Source organism: Endozoicomonas sp. ALB032, assembly GCF_049310125.1.
In the GTDB taxonomy this organism is placed as follows: Bacteria; Pseudomonadota; Gammaproteobacteria; order Pseudomonadales; family Endozoicomonadaceae; genus Endozoicomonas_A.
In genome coordinates, this window is record NZ_JBLYNW010000001.1 from 2,139,307 (window position 1) to 2,158,522 (window position 19,216).

A 19,216-nucleotide genomic window follows, 5' to 3' on the forward strand; every position below is an offset into this window, starting at 1 on the left:
ATAAAAACTGAGCCGGGCCTATTAACTGCAACGCCAATGACTGATGGGAGGCTGATGCAAAACGAACCATCACATATGGTCAGCACAAAAGGATATTCAGGGTCAGGCATGCTACCCGATGACAAACCCTCCAGGAGAAACAAACTTCAGATCATCACTTTGATATACGGAACGGGCGGCGGTAACTATTCCCGGACAACAGAGTCAGAGGATCATGGTCAGTCATTCAATAGACATAGAGAAAAATCACATTATTTATACGACAACGACCATAATGATGAAAATTTGGGTCGGCCCACTGACTCACGACATAGCTTTGACAAGAATTGCCATGAACAGCCCTGTTGTAATCAACAGAGAGTCTGTATCTACGCTCCTTCCAAAAGTACCCGGTGTCGTTCAACCTCAGATGACTCTTTCGCTTGCGATGTCTATTTGCAAACAGGCGATCAGGAATCTGGCCCGATAAGCCATCCTGCTGAAGGTTCGATAGTTGTCTCAGGAGCTGACAGCACAACCGGTGCGTCATTAAAACTAAATCCACCACCTGCGAAAAAACAAAAGAAGGCAGGCTTCAAAAAATACCCATGTGATCAACCCGGCTGTGAAAAATCACTTGGCTCTCAAGCCTCATTGAACACTCACAAAAGGCAATATCACACTGGAAAGCAAAGCTGCCCTCGGTGCCAGAAAATCCTGCGAAACGCGAAAGTGCTGTCGGTTCACAAAAGAAAAGAACACACTGGAGAGCAAAACTGCCCTGAGTGCCAGAAGACCCTGCCAAACGCTCAAGCCCTGTCGGATCATAAAAGAAATTATCACACGGTAGAGCGAACCTGCCCTGAGTGTCAGAAGACCCTGCCAAGCGCTCAAGCCCTGTCGGCTCACAAAAGAAAAGAACACACCGGAGAGCAAACTTGCCATGAGTGCCAGAAGACCCTGCCAAACGGTCCAGCCCTTTCGGCTCACAAAAGAAAAGAACACACCGGAGAGCAAACTTGCCCTGAGTGCCAGAAGACCCTGCCAAACGGTCCAGCCCTTTCGGATCACAAAAGAAAAGATCACAGCGGAGAGAAAACCTGCCCTGAGTGCCAGAAGACCTTGCCAAACGCAAAAGCCCTGTCAGTTCACAAAAGTCGATATCACACGGGAGAGCAAACCTGTCCTGAGTGCCAGAAGACCTTTGCAAACCTTCAGGCCCTGTCAGTTCACAAAAGAAAAGATCACACCGGAGAGCAAACCTGCTCTGAGTGCCAGAAGCCCCTGCCAAACGCTCAAGCCCTGTCAGCTCACAAAAGTCAATATCACACCGGAGAGCGAACCTGCCCTGAGTGCCAGAAGATCCTGCGAAATGCGAAAGCGCTGTCGGTTCACAAAAGGAAAGAACACACCGGAGAGCAAACCTGCCCTGAGTGCCAGAAGCACCTGCCAAACGTCCAAGCCCTGTCGAATCACAAAAGACAACACCGAAAACGAAAACTTGATGATGCAAAGTCAAGTGAATGATTTCGACTTGTCACAGGCTCAGGACGCAAGGGCACTGAGCACGTTTGAGCATGATCTTAAGTGCAATGTTCACGTCCATCGCGGGTTGACTGATAACAAAAAGACATGGGAAGAAATTTTCTTCACCAAGCAGTACTTAAACCTTATTTTTTGACATCCTCCCCGCCGTGAAGAGGGTGTCGCAAAACTCTGGTTTCGCAAAACTCTGGTTCCCGCCTTCACCCCCGTCATTCCCGCGAAGGCGGGAATCCACACTGACTCACCACCAGAACCATACTGCCCGGTGCTCCCCTGGCCTTGTCATCCCCGAGAAGGCAGAGATCCACCGTTGGCGCTGGATTCCCGCCTTCGCGGGAATGACGAACTCAGAGCATGGGAACGCGCTGTTGGAGTTTTGCGACGCGCTGTTGGAGTTTTGCGACACCCTCTCAAAGTACGGGGTTTTGCGCTAATTCGATAAGCCAGTTGGTTATCTATCTACGCTTTGTAACTCCTATAGAGCTTGCAAGCACTGAAAAACTGCCAAACTTCTTCTCGTCTATCCTCACTGCTCCTATCCATAGAAATCAGAGGATAGAACCATTAAAAGTCTACTCTCGCCCGTATTGCTCTTTGTACCTTTCGTCTGCCTGTTTGAGTCGCAGACTTACCGTTTAGTCGTTGAGGTTAATCAGAATGGGGCTTCGACAGGCCAGAGTTTTTCTATAAAAACTGAGCCGGGCCTATTAACTGCAATGCCAATGATTGATGGGAGGTTGATGCAAAACGAACCATCACACATGATCAGTACAAACGGATATTCGGGGCCGGGCATGCTACCGGATGACAAACCCTCAAGGCGAAACAAACTTCAGATCATCACTTTGATGTACGGAACAGGCGGCGGTAACTATTCGCGGAAAACGGGGTCAGAGGATCATGGTCAGTCAGTCAATAGACATTCAGAAAAATCGCACTATCTATACGATAACAACCATAATGATGAAAGTTCGGGCCGACCCACAGACTCCCGACATAGCTTTGACAAAAATTGCCATGAGCAGCCTTGTTGTAATCAACAAAGAGTCTGTATCTTCGCTCCTTCAACAAGTACCCGATGTCGTTTAAACTCAGATGACTCTTTCGATTGCACAACAGATGTCTATTTGCAAACAGGCGATCAGGAATCTGGCCCGGTGAGCCATCCTGCTGAAGGTCCGACAGTTGTCTCAGGAGCTGAAAGCACAATCGATTCATCATTAAAATTTAATCCACCATCTGCGAAGAAACAAAGGAAGGCGGGTGCCAAAAAATACCTATGTGATCAACCCGGCTGTGAAAAATCACTTGGTTCTCAAGCCTCATTGAACACTCACAAAAGGCAATATCACACTGGAAAGCAAAGCTGCCCTTCGTGCCAGAAGTCTCTACCAAGCGCACAAGCCCTGTCGGCTCACAAAAGAAAAGATCACACCGGAGTGCAAATCTGTCCAGAGTGCCATAAGACCTTGCCAAACGCTCAAACCCTGTCTGTTCACAAAAGTCTGTATCACACCGGAGAGAAAACCTGTCCTGAGTGCCAAAAACCCCTGCCAAACGCTCATGCCCTGGCGGTTCACAAAAGAAAAGGTCACGCCGGAGAGCAAACCTGCCCTGAGTGCCAGAAGACTCTGTCAAATGCGAATGCCCTGTCGGTTCACAAAAGTCAATATCACACCGGAGAGCAAACCTGCTCTGAGTGCCAGAAGACCTTGCCAAACGCAAAAGCCCTTTCGGCTCACAGAAGAAAAGATCACACCGGAGAGAAAACCTGCCCTGAGTGCCAGAAGCCCCTGCCAAACGCTCAAGCCCTGGCGAATCACAAAAGAAAAGATCACACCGGAAAGCAAACCTGCCCTGAGTGCCTGGAGACTCTGCCAAACGCTCAAGCCCTTGCGATTCACAAAAGAAATGCTCACGCCGGAAAGCAAACCTGCCCTGAGTGCCAGAAGACCTTGGCAAACGTTCAAGCCCTGTGGGTTCACAAAAGAAAAGATCACACCGGAAAGCAAACCTGCCCTGAGTGCCAGAAAACCCTGCCACACGTTCAAGCCCTGTCGGTTCACAAAAGCCAATATCACACCGGAGAGAAAACCTGCCCTGAGTGCCAAACGACCCTGCCATATGCTCAAGCCCTGTCGGTTCACAAAAGTCAATATCACACCGGAGAGAAAACCTGCCCTGAGTGCCAGAAGACCCTGCCACACGTTCAAGCCCTGTCGGTTCACAAGAGCCAATATCACACCGGAGAGAAAACCTGCCCAGAGTGCCAGACGACAGTGCCACACGCTCAAGCCCTATCGAATCACAGAAGGCAACACCGGAAACGAAAGCTTGATGATGCAAAGCCAAGTGATTGATTTCTGCTTGTTTCAGGGTCAGGAGGTAAAGGCACTGCAAACGTTTGGGCATGATTTGAAGTGCAATACTCACGTCTATCGTCTATCACCAGCGGCGGTTAACCGATGACAAAAAGACAGGAAGGCAATAGAGCTTGCCAACATTGAAAAGCTTCCAAACTTCCTATCGTCTATCCTCACTGCTCCTATCCCCGGAAAAAAAGGATAGAAACATTAAAAGTCTACTCTCATACGTATTGGTCTTTTTGCCTTTCGTCTGCCCGGTTGATCCACAGACTTATGGTTTTATCGTTGAGGTTGATCAGAATGAGGCTTCGACAAGCCAGAGTTTTTCTATAGAAACTGAGCCGGGCCTATTAACTGCAATGCCAATGACTGATGGGAGGCTGATGCAAAACGAACCATCACTCATGATCAGCACAAACGGATATTCGGGGTCAGGTATGCTACCCGATGACAAACCCTGTCGGCGAAACAAACTTCAGATCATCACTTTGATGTACGGAACGGGCGGCGGTAACTATTCCCAGAAAACGGGGCCAGAGGATCATGGTCAGTCATTCAATAGACATTCAGAAAAACCGCATTATCTATACGACAACGACCACAATGATGAAAATTCGGGTCGGCCCACCGACTCCCGGCATAGCCTTGACAAAAATTGCCATGAACAGCCCTGTTGTAATCAACAAGGAGTCTGTATCTTCGCTCCTTCCGCAATTACCCGATGTCGTTCAGCCTCAGATGACTCTTTCACTTGCACAACAGATGTCTATTTGCGAACAGGCGATCAGGAATCTGGCCCGGTAAGCCATCCTGCTGAAGGTCTGACAGTTGTCTCAGGAGCTGACAGCACAACCGGTTCATTATTAAAATTAAATCCACCACCTGCGAAAAAACAAAGGAAGGCAGGCTCCAAAAAATACCGATGTGATTACCCCGGCTGTGAAAAATCACTTGGCTCTCGAACCTCGTTGTACAATCACAAAAGTCAATATCACACCGGAAAACGAACCTGTCCAGAGTGCCAGAAACCCCTGCCAAACGCTCAAGCCCTAGTGGTCCACAAAAGAAAAGATCACACCGGACAGCAAACCTGCCCTGAGTGCCAGAAGACCTTTGCAAACATTCAATCCCTGTTGACTCACAAAAGTCAATATCACACCGGAGAGAAAACCTGTCCTGAGTGCCAGAAGCCCCAGCGAAACGCTCAAGCCCTGGCGTTTCACAAAAGAAAAGATCACACCGGAGAGAAAACCTGCCCTGTGTGCCAGAAGACCCTGCCAAATGCGAATGCCCTGTCGGCTCACAAAAGTCGATATCACACTGGCGAGCAAACCTGCCCTGAGTGCCAGACGAGCCTGTTACACGCTCAAGCCCTGTCGGATCACAAAAGTCGATATCACACCGGAGAACAAACCTGCCCTGAGTGCCAGACGACCCTGGCACACGCTCATGCTCTGTCGGTTCACAAAAGTCAATATCACACAGGAGAGAAAACCTGCCCTGAGTGCCAGACGACCCTGGCACACGCTCAAGCCCTGTCGGTTCACAAAAGAAAAGATCACAGCGGGGGGCAAACCTGCCCTGAGTGCCAGACGACCCTGGCACACGCTCATGCCCTGTCGGTTCACAAAAGTCAATATCACACCGGAGAGAAAACCTGCCCTGAGTGCCTGAAGACCCTGCCACACGCTCAAGCCCTATTGAATCACAGAAGGCTACACCGGAAACGAAAGCTTGATGGTACAGAGTCAAGTGATTGATTTCTGCTTGTCACAGTCTCAGGAGGGAAGAGCACTGCACACGTTTGGGCATGATCTGAAGTACAATGCTCAGGTCTATCTATCTGTCTATCAGCAGCGGCGGTTAACCGACGACATAAAGACATGAAAGGCAATAGAGCTTGCCAACATTGAAAAACTCCCAAACTTCCTATCGTCTATCCTCACTGCTCCTATCCCCGGTAAAAAAAGGATTGAACCATTAAAAGTCTCCTCTCGCACGTATTGGTCTTTTTGCCTTTCGTCTGCCCGGGTGAGCCACAGACTTATCGTTTTATCGTTGAGGTTGATCAGAATGAGGCTTTGACAAGCCAGAGTTTTTCTATAAAAACTGAGCCGGGCCTATTAACTGCAATGCCAATGACTGATGGAAGGCTGATGCAAAACGAACCATCACACATGATCAGCACAAACGGATATTCGGGGTTAGGCATGCTACCCGATGACAAGCCTTCCAGGCGAAATAAACTTCAGATGATCACTTTGATGTACGGAACGGGCAGCGGTAACTATTCCGGGACAACAGGGTCAGAGGATCATGGTCAGTCATTCAATAGACATTCAGAAAAATTACATTATTTATACGACAACGACCATAATGATGAAAATTCGGGTCAGCCCACTGACTCCCGGCATAGCTTTGACAAAAATTGTCATGAACAGCCCTGTTGTAATCAACAAGGAGTCTGTATCTTGGCTCCTTCCACGATTACCCGGTGTCGTTCAACCTCAGATGACTCTTTCGCTTGCGATGTCTATTTGCAAAAAGGCGATCAGGAATCCGGTCCGGTCAGCCATCTTGCTGAAGGTCCGACAGTTGTCTCAGGAGCTGACAGCACCACCGGTGCTTCATTAAAATTAAATCCACCACCTGCGAAAAAACAAAGGGAGGCAGACTCCAAAAAATACCGATGTGAGCGCCCCGGCTGTGAAAAATCACTTGGCTCTCAAACCTCATTGTACAATCACAAAAGTCAATATCACACCGGAGAACGAACCTGTCCTGAGTGCCAGAAGCCCCTGCCAAACGCTTATGCCCTGAGGGCTCACAAAAGAAAAGATCACACCGGAGAGCAAACCTGCCCTGAGTGCCAGAAGACCCTGCCAAACGCTCAAGCCCTGTCGAATCACAAAAGTCAATATCACAGCGGAGAGAAAACCTGCACTGAATGCCAGAGGCCTCTGCCAAACGCTCAAGCCCTGTGGGCTCACAAAAAAAAAGATCACACCGGAAAGCAAACCTGCCCTGAATGCCTGGAGACTCTGCCGAACGCTCAAGCCCTGTGGGTTCACAAAAGAAAAGATCACACCGGAAAGCAAACCTGCCCTGGGTGCCAGAAGACCCTGCCAAACGCTCAAGCCCTAACGGTTCACAGAAGTCTATATCACACCGGAGAACAAACCTGCCTTGACTGCCAGAAGACCCTGCCAAACGCGAAAGTTCTGTCGGCTCACAAAAGAAAAGAACACATCGGAGGGCAAACTTGCCCTGAGTGCCAGAGGCTCCTGCCAGACCCTCAAGCTCTGTCGGAGCACAAAAGAAAAGAACACACCGGAGAGCAAACTTGCCCTGAGTGCCAGAAGACCCTGTCAAATGCCAATTCCCTGTCGGTTCACAAAAGTCAATATCACACCGGAGAACAAACCTGCCTTGAGTGTCAGAAGACTCTGCCAAACGCGAAAGCCCTTTCGGGTCACAGGAGAAAAGATCACACTGGAGAGCAAACCTGCCCTGAGTGCCAGAAGACCCTGCCAAACGCTCTAGCCCTGTCGAATCACAAAAGGCAACACCGGAAACGAAAGCTTGATGGAGCAAAGTCAAGTGATTGATTTCTGCTTGTCACAGTCTCAGGAGGGAAGGGCACTGCACACGTTTGGGTATGATCTGAAGTGCAATGCGCAGGTCTACCTGTCTATCACCAGCGGTGGTTAACCAACGACAAAAAGACATGGAAGGCACTAGAGCTTGCCAACATTGAAAAGCTCCCAAACTTCTATCGTCTATCCTCATTGCTCCTATCCCCGGAAAAAAAGGATAGAACCATTAACAGTCTACTCTCGCACGTATTGGTCTTTTTGCCTTTCGTCTGCCCGGTTATGCCACAGACTTATCGTTTTATCGTTGAGGTTGATCAGAATCAGGCTTCGACAAGCCAGAGTTTTTCTATAAAAACTGAGCCAGGCCTATTCACTGCAATGCCAATGGCTGATGATAGGCTGATGCAAAACGAACCATCACACATGATCATCACTTTGATGAAAGGAACGGGCGGGGGTAACTACTCCCAGACAACAGAGTCAGAGGATCATGGTCAGTCATTCAATAGACATTCAGAAAAATCACACTATTTATACGACAACGACAATAATGATGAAAATTCGGGTCGGCCCACTGACTCCCGACATAGCTTTGACAAGAATTGCCATGAACAGCCCTGTTGTAATCAACAGAGAGTCTGTATCTATGCTCCTTCCAAAAGTAACCGGTGTCGTTCAACCTCAGATGACTCTTTCGCTTGCGGTGTCTATTTGCAAACAGGCGATCAGGAATCTGGCCCGGTAAGCCATACTGCTGAAGCACCGATAGTTGTCTCAGGAGCTGACAGCACAACCGGTGCGTCATTAAAATTAAAACCACCACCTGCGAAAAAACAAAAGAAGGCAGGCTTCAAACAATACCGATGTGATCACCCCGGCTGTGAAAAATCATTTAGCTCTCAAGCCTCGTTGAACAATCACAAAAGTCAATATCACACCGGAGAACGAACCTGCCCTGATTGCCAGAAGCCCCTGCCAAACGCTTATGCCCTGACGGTTCACAAAAGAAAAGATCACAGCGGAGAGCAAACCTGCCCTGAGTGCCAGAAGCCCCTGCCAAACGCTCAAGCCCTGTCGGCTCACATGAGTCAATATCACACCGGAGAGCAAACCTGCCCTGAATGCCAGAAGACCCTGCCAAGCGCTCAAGCTCTGTCAACTCACAAAAGAAAAGAACACACCGGAGAACAAACCTGCCCTGAGTGCCAGGAGACCCTGCCAAACACTCTAGCCCTGTCGAATCACAAAAGAAAAGAACACACCGGAGAGCAAACCTGCCCTGAGTGCCAGAAGACCCTGGCAAGCGCTCAAGCCCTGTCGAATCATAGAAGAAAAGATCACACCGGGGAGCAAACCTGCCCTAGGTGCCAGAAGACCCTGCCAAACGCTCAAGCTCTGTCGTCTCACAAGAGTCAATATCACACCGGAGAGCAAACTTGCCCTGAGTGCCAGAAAACCTTGGCAAGCGCTCAAGCCCTGTCGAATCACAAAAGAAAAGAACACACCGGAGAGCAAACCTGCCCTGAGTGCCAGAAGACCCTGGCAAGCGCTCAAGCCCTGTGGGTTCACAAAAATCAATATCACACCGGGGTGCAAACTTGTCCCGAGTGCCAGAAGTCTCTGCCAAGCGCTCAAGCCCTGTCGGGCCACAAAAGTCAATTTCACAGAGGAGAGCAAACCTGCCTTGAGTGCCAAAAAATCCTGCCAAACTCCGGCGCTCTGTCAAATCACAAAAGACAACACCGGAAGCGAAAGCTTGAAGATGCAAAGTCAAGTGATTGATTTCTGCTTGTCTCAGGGCCAGGAGGGAAAGGCACTGCACACGTTTGAGTATGATCTGAAGTGCAATGCTCACGTCTATCTGTCTATCACCTGCGGGGCTTAAACGATGACAAAAAGACATGGAGGGCAATAGAGCTTGCCAAGATTGAAAAGCTCCCAAACTTCTATCGTCTATCCTCACTGCTCCTATCCCCGGAAAACAAAGGATAGAACCATTAACAGTCTACTCTCATACGTGTTGGTCTTTTTGCCTTTCGTCTGCCCGGTTGTGTCACAGACTTATCGTTTTATCATTCAGGTTGATCAGAATCAGGCTTTGACAAACCAGAGTTTTTCTATAAAAACTGAGCCGGGCCTATTAACTGCAATGCCAATGACTGATGGGAGGCTGATACAAAACGAACCATCACACATGGTCAGCACAAACGGATATTCTGGTTCAGGTATGCTACCCGATGACAAACCTTGTCGGCGAAACAAACTTCAGATCATCACTTTGATGTACGGAACGGGCGGCACTGACTATACCCGAACAACAGAGTCAGAGGATCATGATCGGTCATTCAATAGACATTCAGAAAAATCAAATTATTTATACGACAATGACCATAATGATGAAAATTCAGGTCGGCCCAACGAATCCCGACATAGCCTTGACAAAAATTGCCATGAACAGCCCTGTTGTAATCAACAAAGAGTCTGTATCTTCGCTCCTTCCACAAGTACCCGGTGTCGTTCAGCCTCAGATGACTCTTTCACTTGCGATGTCTATTTGCAAACAGGCGATCAGGAATCTGGCTCGGAAAGCCATTCTGCTGAAAGTTTGACAGTCGTCTCAGGAGCTAACAGCACAACCGGTGCGTCATTAAAATTAAATCCACCACCTGCGAAAAAACAAAGGAAAGCAGGCCCCAAAAAATACCGATGTGATTACCCAGGCTGTGAAAAATCACTTGGCTCTCAAACCTCATTGTACAATCACAAAAGTCAATATCACACCGGAGAACGAACCTGTCCTGAGTGCCAGAAGACCCTGCCAAACTCTCAAGCCCTGTCGGTTCACAAAAGAAAAGATCACACCGGAGAGAAAACCTGTCCTGAGTGCCAGAAGACCCTGCCAAACGCTCAAGCCCTGTCGGTTCACAAAAGAAAAGATCACACCGGAGAGAAAACCTGTCCTGAGTGCCAGAAGACCCTGCCAAACGCTCAGGTCCTGTCGTTTCACAAAAGAAAGGAACACACCGGAAGGCAAACCTGCCCTGAATGCCAGAAGACCCTGTCAAACTCGACAGCCCTGTCGACTCACAAAAGTCGATATCACAGCGGAGAGCAAACCTGCCCTGAGTGCCAGAAGCCCTTGCCAAACGTGAAAGCCCTGATGGTTCACAAAAGAAAAGAACACACCGGAGAACGAACCTGTCCTGAGTGCCAGAAGACCTTGGCAAACAGTCAGGCCCTGTCGGCTCACAAAAGTCGATATCACACCGGAGAGAAAACCTGCCCTGAATGCCAGAAGACCCTGCCAAACACTCAAGCCCTGTGGGATCATAAAAGAAAATACCACACCGGAGAACAAACCTGCTCTGAGTGCCAGAAGCCCCTGCCAAACGCTCAAGCTCTGTTGATTCACAGAAGAAAAGATCACAGCGGAGAGCAAACTTGCCCTGAGTGCCAGGAAACCCTGCCAAACACTCTAGCCCTGTCGAATCACAAAAGAAGAGAACACACCGGAGAGCAAACCTGCCCTGAGTGCCAGAAAACCCTGGCAAGCGCTCAAGCCCTGTCGACTCACAAAAGCCGATATCACAGCGGAGAGCAAACCTGCCCTGAATGCCAGACGACCCTGCCACACGCCTATGCCCTGTCGACTCACAAAAGCCGATATCACAGCGGAGAGCAAACCTGCCCTGAGTGCCAGAAGACCCTGCCAAACGCTCAGGCCCTGTTGGTACACAAAAGAAAAGATCACACCAGAGGGCAAACTTGCTCTGAGTGCCAGAAGCTCCTGCGAAACCATCAAGCTCTGTCGAAGCACAAAAGTCGATATCACAGTGGAGAGCAAACCTGCCCTGAGTGCCAGAAGACCCTGCCACACGCTCGAGCCCTGTCGGTTCACAAAAGTCGATATCACAGTGGAGAGCAAACCTGCCCTGAGTGCCAGAAGACCCTGCCACACGCTCGAGCCCTGTCGGTTCACAAAAGTCGATATCACACCGGAGAGAAAACCTGCCCTGAGTGCCAGAAGACCCTGCCACACGCTCTAGCCCTGTCGGTTCACAAAAGAAAAAAGCACAGCGGAGAGCAAACCTGCCCTGAGTGCCAGAAGACTCTGCCGAACGCTCAACTCCTGTCGACTCACAAAAGAAAAGAACACACCAGGGAGCAAACCTGCTCTGATTGCCAGAAGATCCTGCCAAACGTTCAAGCTCTGGTAAATCACAAAAGACAACACCGGAAACGAAAGCTTGAAGATGCAAAGTCAAGTGATTGATTTCTGCTTGTCACAGGCTCAGGAGGGAAGGGCACTGCACACGTTTGGGTATGATCTGAAGTGCAATGCGCAGGTCTATCTGTCTATCACCAGAGGCGGTTAACCGATGACAAAAAGACATGGAAGGCAATAGAGCTTGCCAACATTGAAAAACTCCCAAACTTCCTATCGTCTATCCTCACTGCTCCTATCCCCTGAAAAAAAGGATAGAACCATTAAAAGTCTACTCTCGCACGTATTGGTCTTTTTGCCTTTCGTCTGCCCGGTTGAGCCACAGACTTATGGTTTTATCGTTGAGGTTGATCAGAATGAGGCTTCAACAAGCCAGAGTTTTTCTATAAAAACTGAGCCGGGCCTATTATCTGCATTGCCAATGACTGATGGAACGCTGATGCAAAACGAACCATCACACATGATCATCACTTTGATGTACGGAACGGGCGGCAATAACTATTCCCGGGTAACAGAGTCAGAGGATCATGGTCAGTCATTCAATAGACATTCAGAAAAATCACATTATTTATACGACAACGACCATAATGATGAAAATTCGGGTCGGCCCACTGACTCCCGACATAGCTTTGACAAGAATTGCCATGAACAGCCCTGTTGTAATCAACAGAGAGTCTGTATCTACGTTCCTTCCAAAAGTACCCGGTGTCGTTCAACCACAGATGACTCTTTCGCTTGCGATGTCTATTTGCAAGCAGGCGATCAGGAATCTGGCCCGGTAAGCCATCCTGCTGAAGCACCGACAGTTGTCTCAGAAGCTGACAGCACAACCGGTGCGTCATTAAAATTAAAACCACCACCTGCGAAAAAACAAAGGAACGCAGGCTCCAAAAAATACCGATGTGATCACCCCGGCTGTGAAAAATCACTTAGCTCTCAAAACTCGTTGTGCAATCACAAAAGTCAATATCACACCGGAGAACGAACCTGCACTGATTGCCAGAAGTCCCTGCCAAACGCTTATGCCCTGACGGTTCACAAAAGAAAAGATCACACCGGAGAGAAAACCTGCCCTGAGTGCCAGAAGACCCTGGCAAACGCAAAAGCCCTGTCGGATCACAAAACTCGATATCACACCGGAAAGCAAACCTGCCCTGAGTGCCAGAAGCCCCTGCCAAACGCTCAAGCCCTGGCGGTTCACAAAAGAAAAGAACACACCGGAGAGAAAATCTGTCCTGAGTGCCAGAAGACCCTGGCAAGCGCTCAAGCCCTGTCGAATCACAAAAGTCGATATCACACCGGAGAGCAAACCTGCCCTGAGTGCCAGACGACCCTGGCAAGCGCTCAAGCCCTGTTTAATCACAAAAGCCGATATCACAGCGGAGAGCAAACCTGCCCTGAGTGCCAGAAGACCCTGGCAAGCGCTCAAGCCCTGTCTAATCACAAAAGCCGATATCACAGCGGAGAGCAAACCTGCCCTGAGTGCCAGAAGACCTTGGCACATGCTCGAGCCCTGTCGGTTCACAAAAGTCAATATCACACCGGAGAACAAACCTGCCTTGAGTGCCAGAAGACTCTGCCAAACGCGAAAGCCCTTTCGGCTCACAGAAGAAAAGATCACACCGGAGAGAAAGCCTGCCCTGAGTGCCAGAAGCACCTGCCAAACCCTCAAGCCCTGTCGAATCACAAAAGAAAAGAGCACACCGGAAAGCAAACCTGCCCTGAGTGCCAGAAGACTCTGCCAAACGCGAAAGCCCTGTCGAATCACAAAAGAAAAGCACACACTGGAGAGCAAACCTGCCCTGAATGCCAGGAGACCTTGCCAAATAGTCTAGCCCTGTCGAATCACAAAAGAAAAGATCACACCGGAAAGCAAACCTGCCCTGAGTGCCAGAAGACCCTGCCAAACGCTCAAGCCCTGTCGGTTCACAAAAGTCAATATCACACCGGAGAACAAACTTGCCTTGAGTGCCAGAAGACTCTGCCAAACGCGAAAGCCCTTTCGGCTCACAGAAGAAAAGATCACACCGGAGAGCAAACCTGCCCTGATTGCCAGAAGCCCCTGCCAAACGCGAAAGTCCTGTTGGCTCACAAAAGAAAAGATCACAGCGGAGAGCAAACCTGCCTTGAGTGCCAGAAGACCCTGCCAAACGTTCAAGCTCTGTCGGAGCACAAAAGTCGATATCACAGAGGAGAGCAAACCTGCCATGAGTGTCAGAAGACTCTGCCAAACCCTCAAGCCCTTTCGGCTCACAAAAGAAAAGAACACACAGGAGAGCAAACTTGCCCTGAGTGCCAGAAGCTACTGCCAAACTCTCAAGCTCTGGTAAATCACAAAAGTCAATATCACAGTGGCGAGCAAACCTGCCCTGAGTGCCGGAAGACCCTGCCACACGCTCAAGCCCTGTCGACTCACAAAAGAAAAGAACACAGCGGAGAGCAAACCTGCCCTGAGTGCCGGAAGACCCTGCCACACGCTCAAGCCCTGTCGACTCACAAAAGAAAAGAACACAGCGGAGAGCAAACCTGCCCTGAGTGCCAGAAGACCCTGGCAAGCGCTCAAGCCCTGTCGACTCACAAAAGAAAAGAACACAGCGGAGAGCAAACCTGCCCTGAGTGCCAGGCGCTACTGCCAAACAATCAGGCTCTGTCGAATCACAGAAGACAACACCGGAAACGAAAGCTTGAAGATGCAAAGTCAAGTGATTGATTTCTGCTTGTCACAGGCTCAGGAGGGAAAGGCACTGTACACTTTTGGGTATGATCTGAAGTGCAATGCTCACGTCTATCTGTCTACCACCAGCGGCGGTTAACCGATGAAAAAAAGACATGGAGGGCAATAGAGCTTGCCAACATTGTAAAGCCCCCAAACTTCTATCGTCTATCCTCACTGCTCCTATCCCCAGAGAACAAAGGATAGAACCATTAACAGTCTACTCTCGTACGTATTGGTCTTTTTGCCTTTCGTCTGCCCGGTTGTGCCACAGACTTATCGTTATATCGTTGAGGTTGATCAGAATCAGGCTTCGACAAGCCAGAGTTTTTCTGTAAAAACTGAGCCGGGCCTATTATCTGCAATGCCAATGACTGATGGGAGGCTGATGCAAAACGAACCTTCACACATGATCATCACTTTGATGTACGGAACGGGCGGCGGTAACTATTCCCGGGTAACAGAGTCAGAGGATCATGGCCAGTCATTCAATAGACATAGAGAAAAATCACATTATTTATACGACAACGACCATAATGATGAAAATTCGGGTCGGCCCACTGACTCCCTACATAGCTTTGACAAGAATTGCCATGAACAGCCCTGTTGTAATCAACAGAGAGTCTGTATCTACGCTCCTTCTAAAAGTACCCGGTGTCGTTCAACCTCAGATGACTCTTTCGCTTGCGATGTCTATTTGCAAACAGGCGATCAGGAATCTGGCCCGGTAAGCCATCCTGCTGAAGCACCGACAGTTGTCTCAGGAGCTGACAGCACAACCGGTTCATCATTAAAATTAAATCCACCACCTGCGAAAAAACAAAAGAAGGCAGGCTTCAAAAAATACCGATGTGATCACCCCGGCTGTGAAAAATCACTTAGCTCACAAAACTCGTTGTGCAATCACAAAAGCCAATATCACACCGGAGAACGAACCTGCCTCAAGTGCCAGACGACCCTGCCAAACGCTCAAACCCTTTCGGATCATAGAAGAAAATATCACACCGGGGAACAAACCTGCCCTGAGTGCCAGAAGACCCTTCCAAGCGCTCAAGCCCTGTCGTATCACAAAAGCCGATATCACAGCGGAGAGCAAACCTGCCCTGAGTGCCAGAAGAACTTGGCACATGCTCGAGCCCTGTCGGTTCACAAAAGTCAATATCACACCGGAGAACAAACCTGCCTTGAGTGCCAGAAGACTCTGCCAAACGCGAAAGCCCTTTCGGCTCACAGAAGAAAATATCACACCAGAGAGCAAACCTGCCCTGAGTGCCAGAAGACCCTGGCAAGCGCTCAAGCCCTGTGGGTTCACAAAAGAAAAGATCACACCGGAGAGAAAACCTGCCCTGAGTGCCAGAAGACTCTGAAAAACCCTCAGGCCCTGTCGAATCACAAAAGAAAAGAGCACACCGGAGAGCAAACCTGCCCTGAGTGCCAGAAGACCCTGGCAAGCGCTCAAGGCCTGTCAAATCACAGAAGCAAACATCACAGCGGAGAGCAAACCTGCCCTGAATGCCAGACGACCCTGCCACACGCTCAAGCCCTGTTGCATCATAGAAGAAAAGAGCACACCGGAGAGCAAATCTGCCCTGAGTGCCAGAAGACCCTGTCAAACGCTCAAGCTCTGTCGGCTCACAAAAGTCATTATCACACCGGAGAGCAAACCTGCCCTGTGTGCCAGAAGACCCTGCCAAATGCTCAAGCCCTGGCGAATCACAAAAGAAAAGAACACACCGGGGAGCAAACCTGCTCTGATTGCCAGAAGACCTTGCCAAACACTCAAGCCCTGTCGACTCACAAAAGAAAAGAACACAGCGGAGAGCAAAACTGCCCGGAGTGCCAGAAGACCCTGTCAAACGTTCAAGCCCTGTCGACTCACAAAAGTCGATATCACAGCGGAGAACAAACCTGCCCTGAGTGCCAGAAGACCCTGCCAAACGCTCAAGCCCTGTCGACTCACAAAAGAAAAGAACACACCGGGGAGCAAACCTGCTCTGATTGCCAGAAGACCCTGCCAAACACTCAAGCCCTGTGGGGTCATAAAAGAAAATACCACACCGGAGAACAAACCTGCCCTGAGTGCCAGAAGCTCCTGCCAAACTATCAAGCTCTGTCGGAGCACAAAAGTCGATATCACAGCGGAGAGCAAATCTGCCCTGAGTGCCAGAAGACTCTGCCAAACGCTCAAGTCCTGTCGAATCACAAAAGAAAAGAACACACTGGGGAGCAAACCTGCTCTGATTGCCAGAAGATCCTGCCAAACGTTCAAGCTCTGGTAAATCACAAAAGACAACACCGGAAACGAAAACTTGAAGATGCAAAGTCAAGTGATTGATTTCTGCTTGTCTCAGGGTTAAGGGAGAAAGGCACTGCACACGTTTGGGTATGATCTGAAGTGCAATGATCACGTCTATCTGTCTACCACCAGCGGCGGTTAACCGATGACAAAAAGACATGAAAGGCAATAGAACTTGCCAACATTGAAAAACTCCCAACCTTCCTATCGTCTATCCTCAGTGCTCCTATCCCCGGAAAAAAAGGATAGAACCATTAAAAGTCTACTCTCGCACGTATTGGTCTTTTTGCCTTTCGTCTGCCCGGTTGAGCCACAGACTTATGGTTTTATCGTTGAGGTTGATCAGAATGAGGCTTCAACAAGCCAGAGTTTTTCTATAAAAACTGAGCCGGGCTTATTAACTGCAATGCCAATGACTGATGGGAGGCTGATGCAAAACGAACCATCACACATGATCATCACTTTGATGTACGGAACGGGCGGCGGTAACTATTCACGGATAACAGAGTCAGAGGATCATGGTCAGTCGTTCAATAGACATTCAGAAAAATCACATTATTTATACGACAACGACCATAATGATGAAAATTCGGGTCGGCCCACTGACTCACGACATAGCTTTGACAAGAATTGCCATGAACAGCCCTGTTGTAATCAACAGAGAGTCTGTATCTACGCTCCTTCCAAAAGTATCCGGTGTCGTTCAACCTCAGATGACTCTTTCGCTTGCGATGTCTATTTGCAAACAGGCGATCAGGAATCTGGCTCGGAAAGCCATTCTGCTGAAAGTTTGACAGTCGTCTCAGGAGCTGACAGCACAACCTGTGCGTCATTAAAATTAAAACCACCACCTGCGAAAAAACAAAGGAAGGCAGGCTCCAAAAAATACCGATGTGATCACCCCGGCTGTGAAAAATCACTTAGCTCTCAAAATTCGTTGTGCAATCACAAAAGCCAATATCACACCGGAGAACGAACCTGCCCTGATTGCCAAAAGCCCCTGCCAAACGCTCAAGCCCTGATGGTTCACAAAAGAAAAGATCACACCGGAGAGAAAACCTGCCCTGAGTGCCAGAAGACTCTGCCAAACGCTCAAGCCCTGTCGGTTCATAAAAGAAAAGAACACACCGGAGAGCAAAACTGCCCTGAGTGCCAGAAGACCTTGGCAAACAGTCTTGCCCTGTCGGCTCACAAAAGTCAATATCACACCGGAGAGAAAACCTGCCCTGAATGCCAGAAGACCCTGCCAAACACTCAAGCCCTGTGGGTTCACAAAAGAAAAGAACACACCGGAAAGCAAACCTGCCCTGGGTGCCAGAAGACCCTGCCAAACGCTCAAGCCCTGGCGGTTCACAAAAGAAGAGAGCACACCGGAGAGCAAAACTGCCCTGAGTGCCAGAAGACCTTGGCAAACAGTCAGGCCCTGTCGGCTCACAAAAGTCAATATCACAGCGGAGAGAAAACCTGCCCTGAATGCCAGAAGACCCTACCAAACACTCAAGCCCTGTGGGATCATAAAAGAAAGTACCACACCGGAAAACAAACCTGCCCTGAGTGCCAGAAGATCTTGGCAAATAGTCAGGCTCTTTCGACTCACAAAAGTCAGTATCACACTGGAGAGAAAACCTGCCCTGAATGCCAGAAGGCCCTGCCAAACACTCAAGCCCTGTGGGATCATAAAAGAAAATACCACACCGGAGAACAAATCTGCCGTGAGTGCCAGAAGCCCCTGCCAAACGCTCAAGCTCTGTTGATTCACAGAAGAAAAGATCACAGCGGAGAGCGAACTTGCCCTGAGTGCCAGAAGACTCTGGCAAACACTCTAGCCCTCTCGAGTCACAAAAGAAAAGAACACAGCGGAGAGCAAACCTGCCCTGAATGCCAGACGAGACTGCCACACGCTCAAGCCCTGTCGACTCACAAAAGAAAATATCACACCGTAGGGCAAACTTGCTCTAGGTGCCAGAAGCTCCTGCCAAACCATCAAGCTCTGTCGGAGCACAAAAGTCGATATCACAGAGGAGAGCAAACCTGCCATGAGTGTCAGAAGACTCTGCCAAACAATCAAGCCCTTTCGGTTCACAAAAGAAAAGATCACACCGGAGAGCAAACCTGCCCTGAGTGCCAGACGACCCTGCCACACGCCCAAGCCCTGTCGAATCATAGAAGAAAAGAACACAGCGGAGAGCAAACCTGCCTTGGATGCCAGAAGACCCTGCCAAACGTTCAAGCTCTGTCGGAGCACAAAAGTCGATATCACAGAGGAGAGCAAACCTGCCCTGAATGCCAGAAGACCCTGCCAAACGCTCAAGCCCTGTCGGATCACAAAAGAAAATATCACACCGGAGAGCAAACCTGCCCTGAGTGCCAGGCGCTACTGCCAAACATTCAGGCTCTGTCGAATCACAGAAGGCAACACCGGAAACGAAAGCTTGAAGATGCAAAGTCAAGTGATTGATTTCTGCTTGTCTCAGGGTTAAGAGGGAAAGGCACTGT

The 19,216-nt window shown here is 49.3% G+C and carries 9 protein-coding genes; all 9 read left to right on the forward strand.

From position 1 onward, the window contains the following. Positions 1-54: 54 nt before the first annotated feature. The 9 genes from ACO6VG_RS07640 (at position 55) to ACO6VG_RS07680 (ending at position 19,178) form a co-directional block, all read left to right on the forward strand. On the forward strand, positions 55-1,506 hold the full coding sequence (locus ACO6VG_RS07640) for a C2H2-type zinc finger protein (protein ID WP_422473369.1): 1,452 nt from the start codon (positions 55-57) through the stop codon (positions 1,504-1,506). A gap of 758 nt (positions 1,507-2,264) precedes the next feature. Further along, entirely contained in the window at positions 2,265-3,884 is a 1,620-nt protein-coding gene (locus tag ACO6VG_RS07645) for a C2H2-type zinc finger protein (protein ID WP_422139569.1), read from the forward strand. 389 nt (positions 3,885-4,273) lie between these two features. Then, positions 4,274-5,650 (forward strand): C2H2-type zinc finger protein, encoded by a 1,377-nt coding sequence (locus ACO6VG_RS07650; RefSeq protein WP_422473371.1) that lies wholly within the window; start codon positions 4,274-4,276, stop codon positions 5,648-5,650. 396 nt (positions 5,651-6,046) lie between these two features. Then, positions 6,047-7,498 (forward strand): C2H2-type zinc finger protein, encoded by a 1,452-nt coding sequence (locus ACO6VG_RS07655; protein ID WP_422136382.1) that lies wholly within the window; start codon positions 6,047-6,049, stop codon positions 7,496-7,498. Positions 7,499-7,888: 390 nt separating this feature from the next. Then, positions 7,889-9,268: a C2H2-type zinc finger protein gene (locus ACO6VG_RS07660; protein WP_422140063.1), complete on the forward strand. Its 1,380-nt coding sequence runs from the start codon at positions 7,889-7,891 to the stop codon at positions 9,266-9,268. Positions 9,269-9,641: 373 nt separating this feature from the next. After that, positions 9,642-11,759 (forward strand): C2H2-type zinc finger protein, encoded by a 2,118-nt coding sequence (locus ACO6VG_RS07665; protein WP_422139571.1) that lies wholly within the window; start codon positions 9,642-9,644, stop codon positions 11,757-11,759. 391 nt (positions 11,760-12,150) lie between these two features. Next, the gene (locus ACO6VG_RS07670; RefSeq protein WP_422473373.1) at positions 12,151-14,421 is read left to right on the forward strand and encodes a C2H2-type zinc finger protein; all 2,271 of its coding nucleotides are present in this window, start codon (positions 12,151-12,153) and stop codon (positions 14,419-14,421) included. A 391-nt stretch (positions 14,422-14,812) separates the two neighbouring features. Further along, complete coding sequence (locus ACO6VG_RS07675) at positions 14,813-16,759, forward strand: C2H2-type zinc finger protein (RefSeq protein WP_422473375.1); 1,947 nt, start codon at positions 14,813-14,815, stop codon at positions 16,757-16,759. A 391-nt stretch (positions 16,760-17,150) separates the two neighbouring features. Beyond that, entirely contained in the window at positions 17,151-19,178 is a 2,028-nt protein-coding gene (locus ACO6VG_RS07680) for a C2H2-type zinc finger protein (RefSeq protein WP_422473377.1), read from the forward strand. The last annotated feature ends 38 nt before the right edge of the window (positions 19,179-19,216 follow it).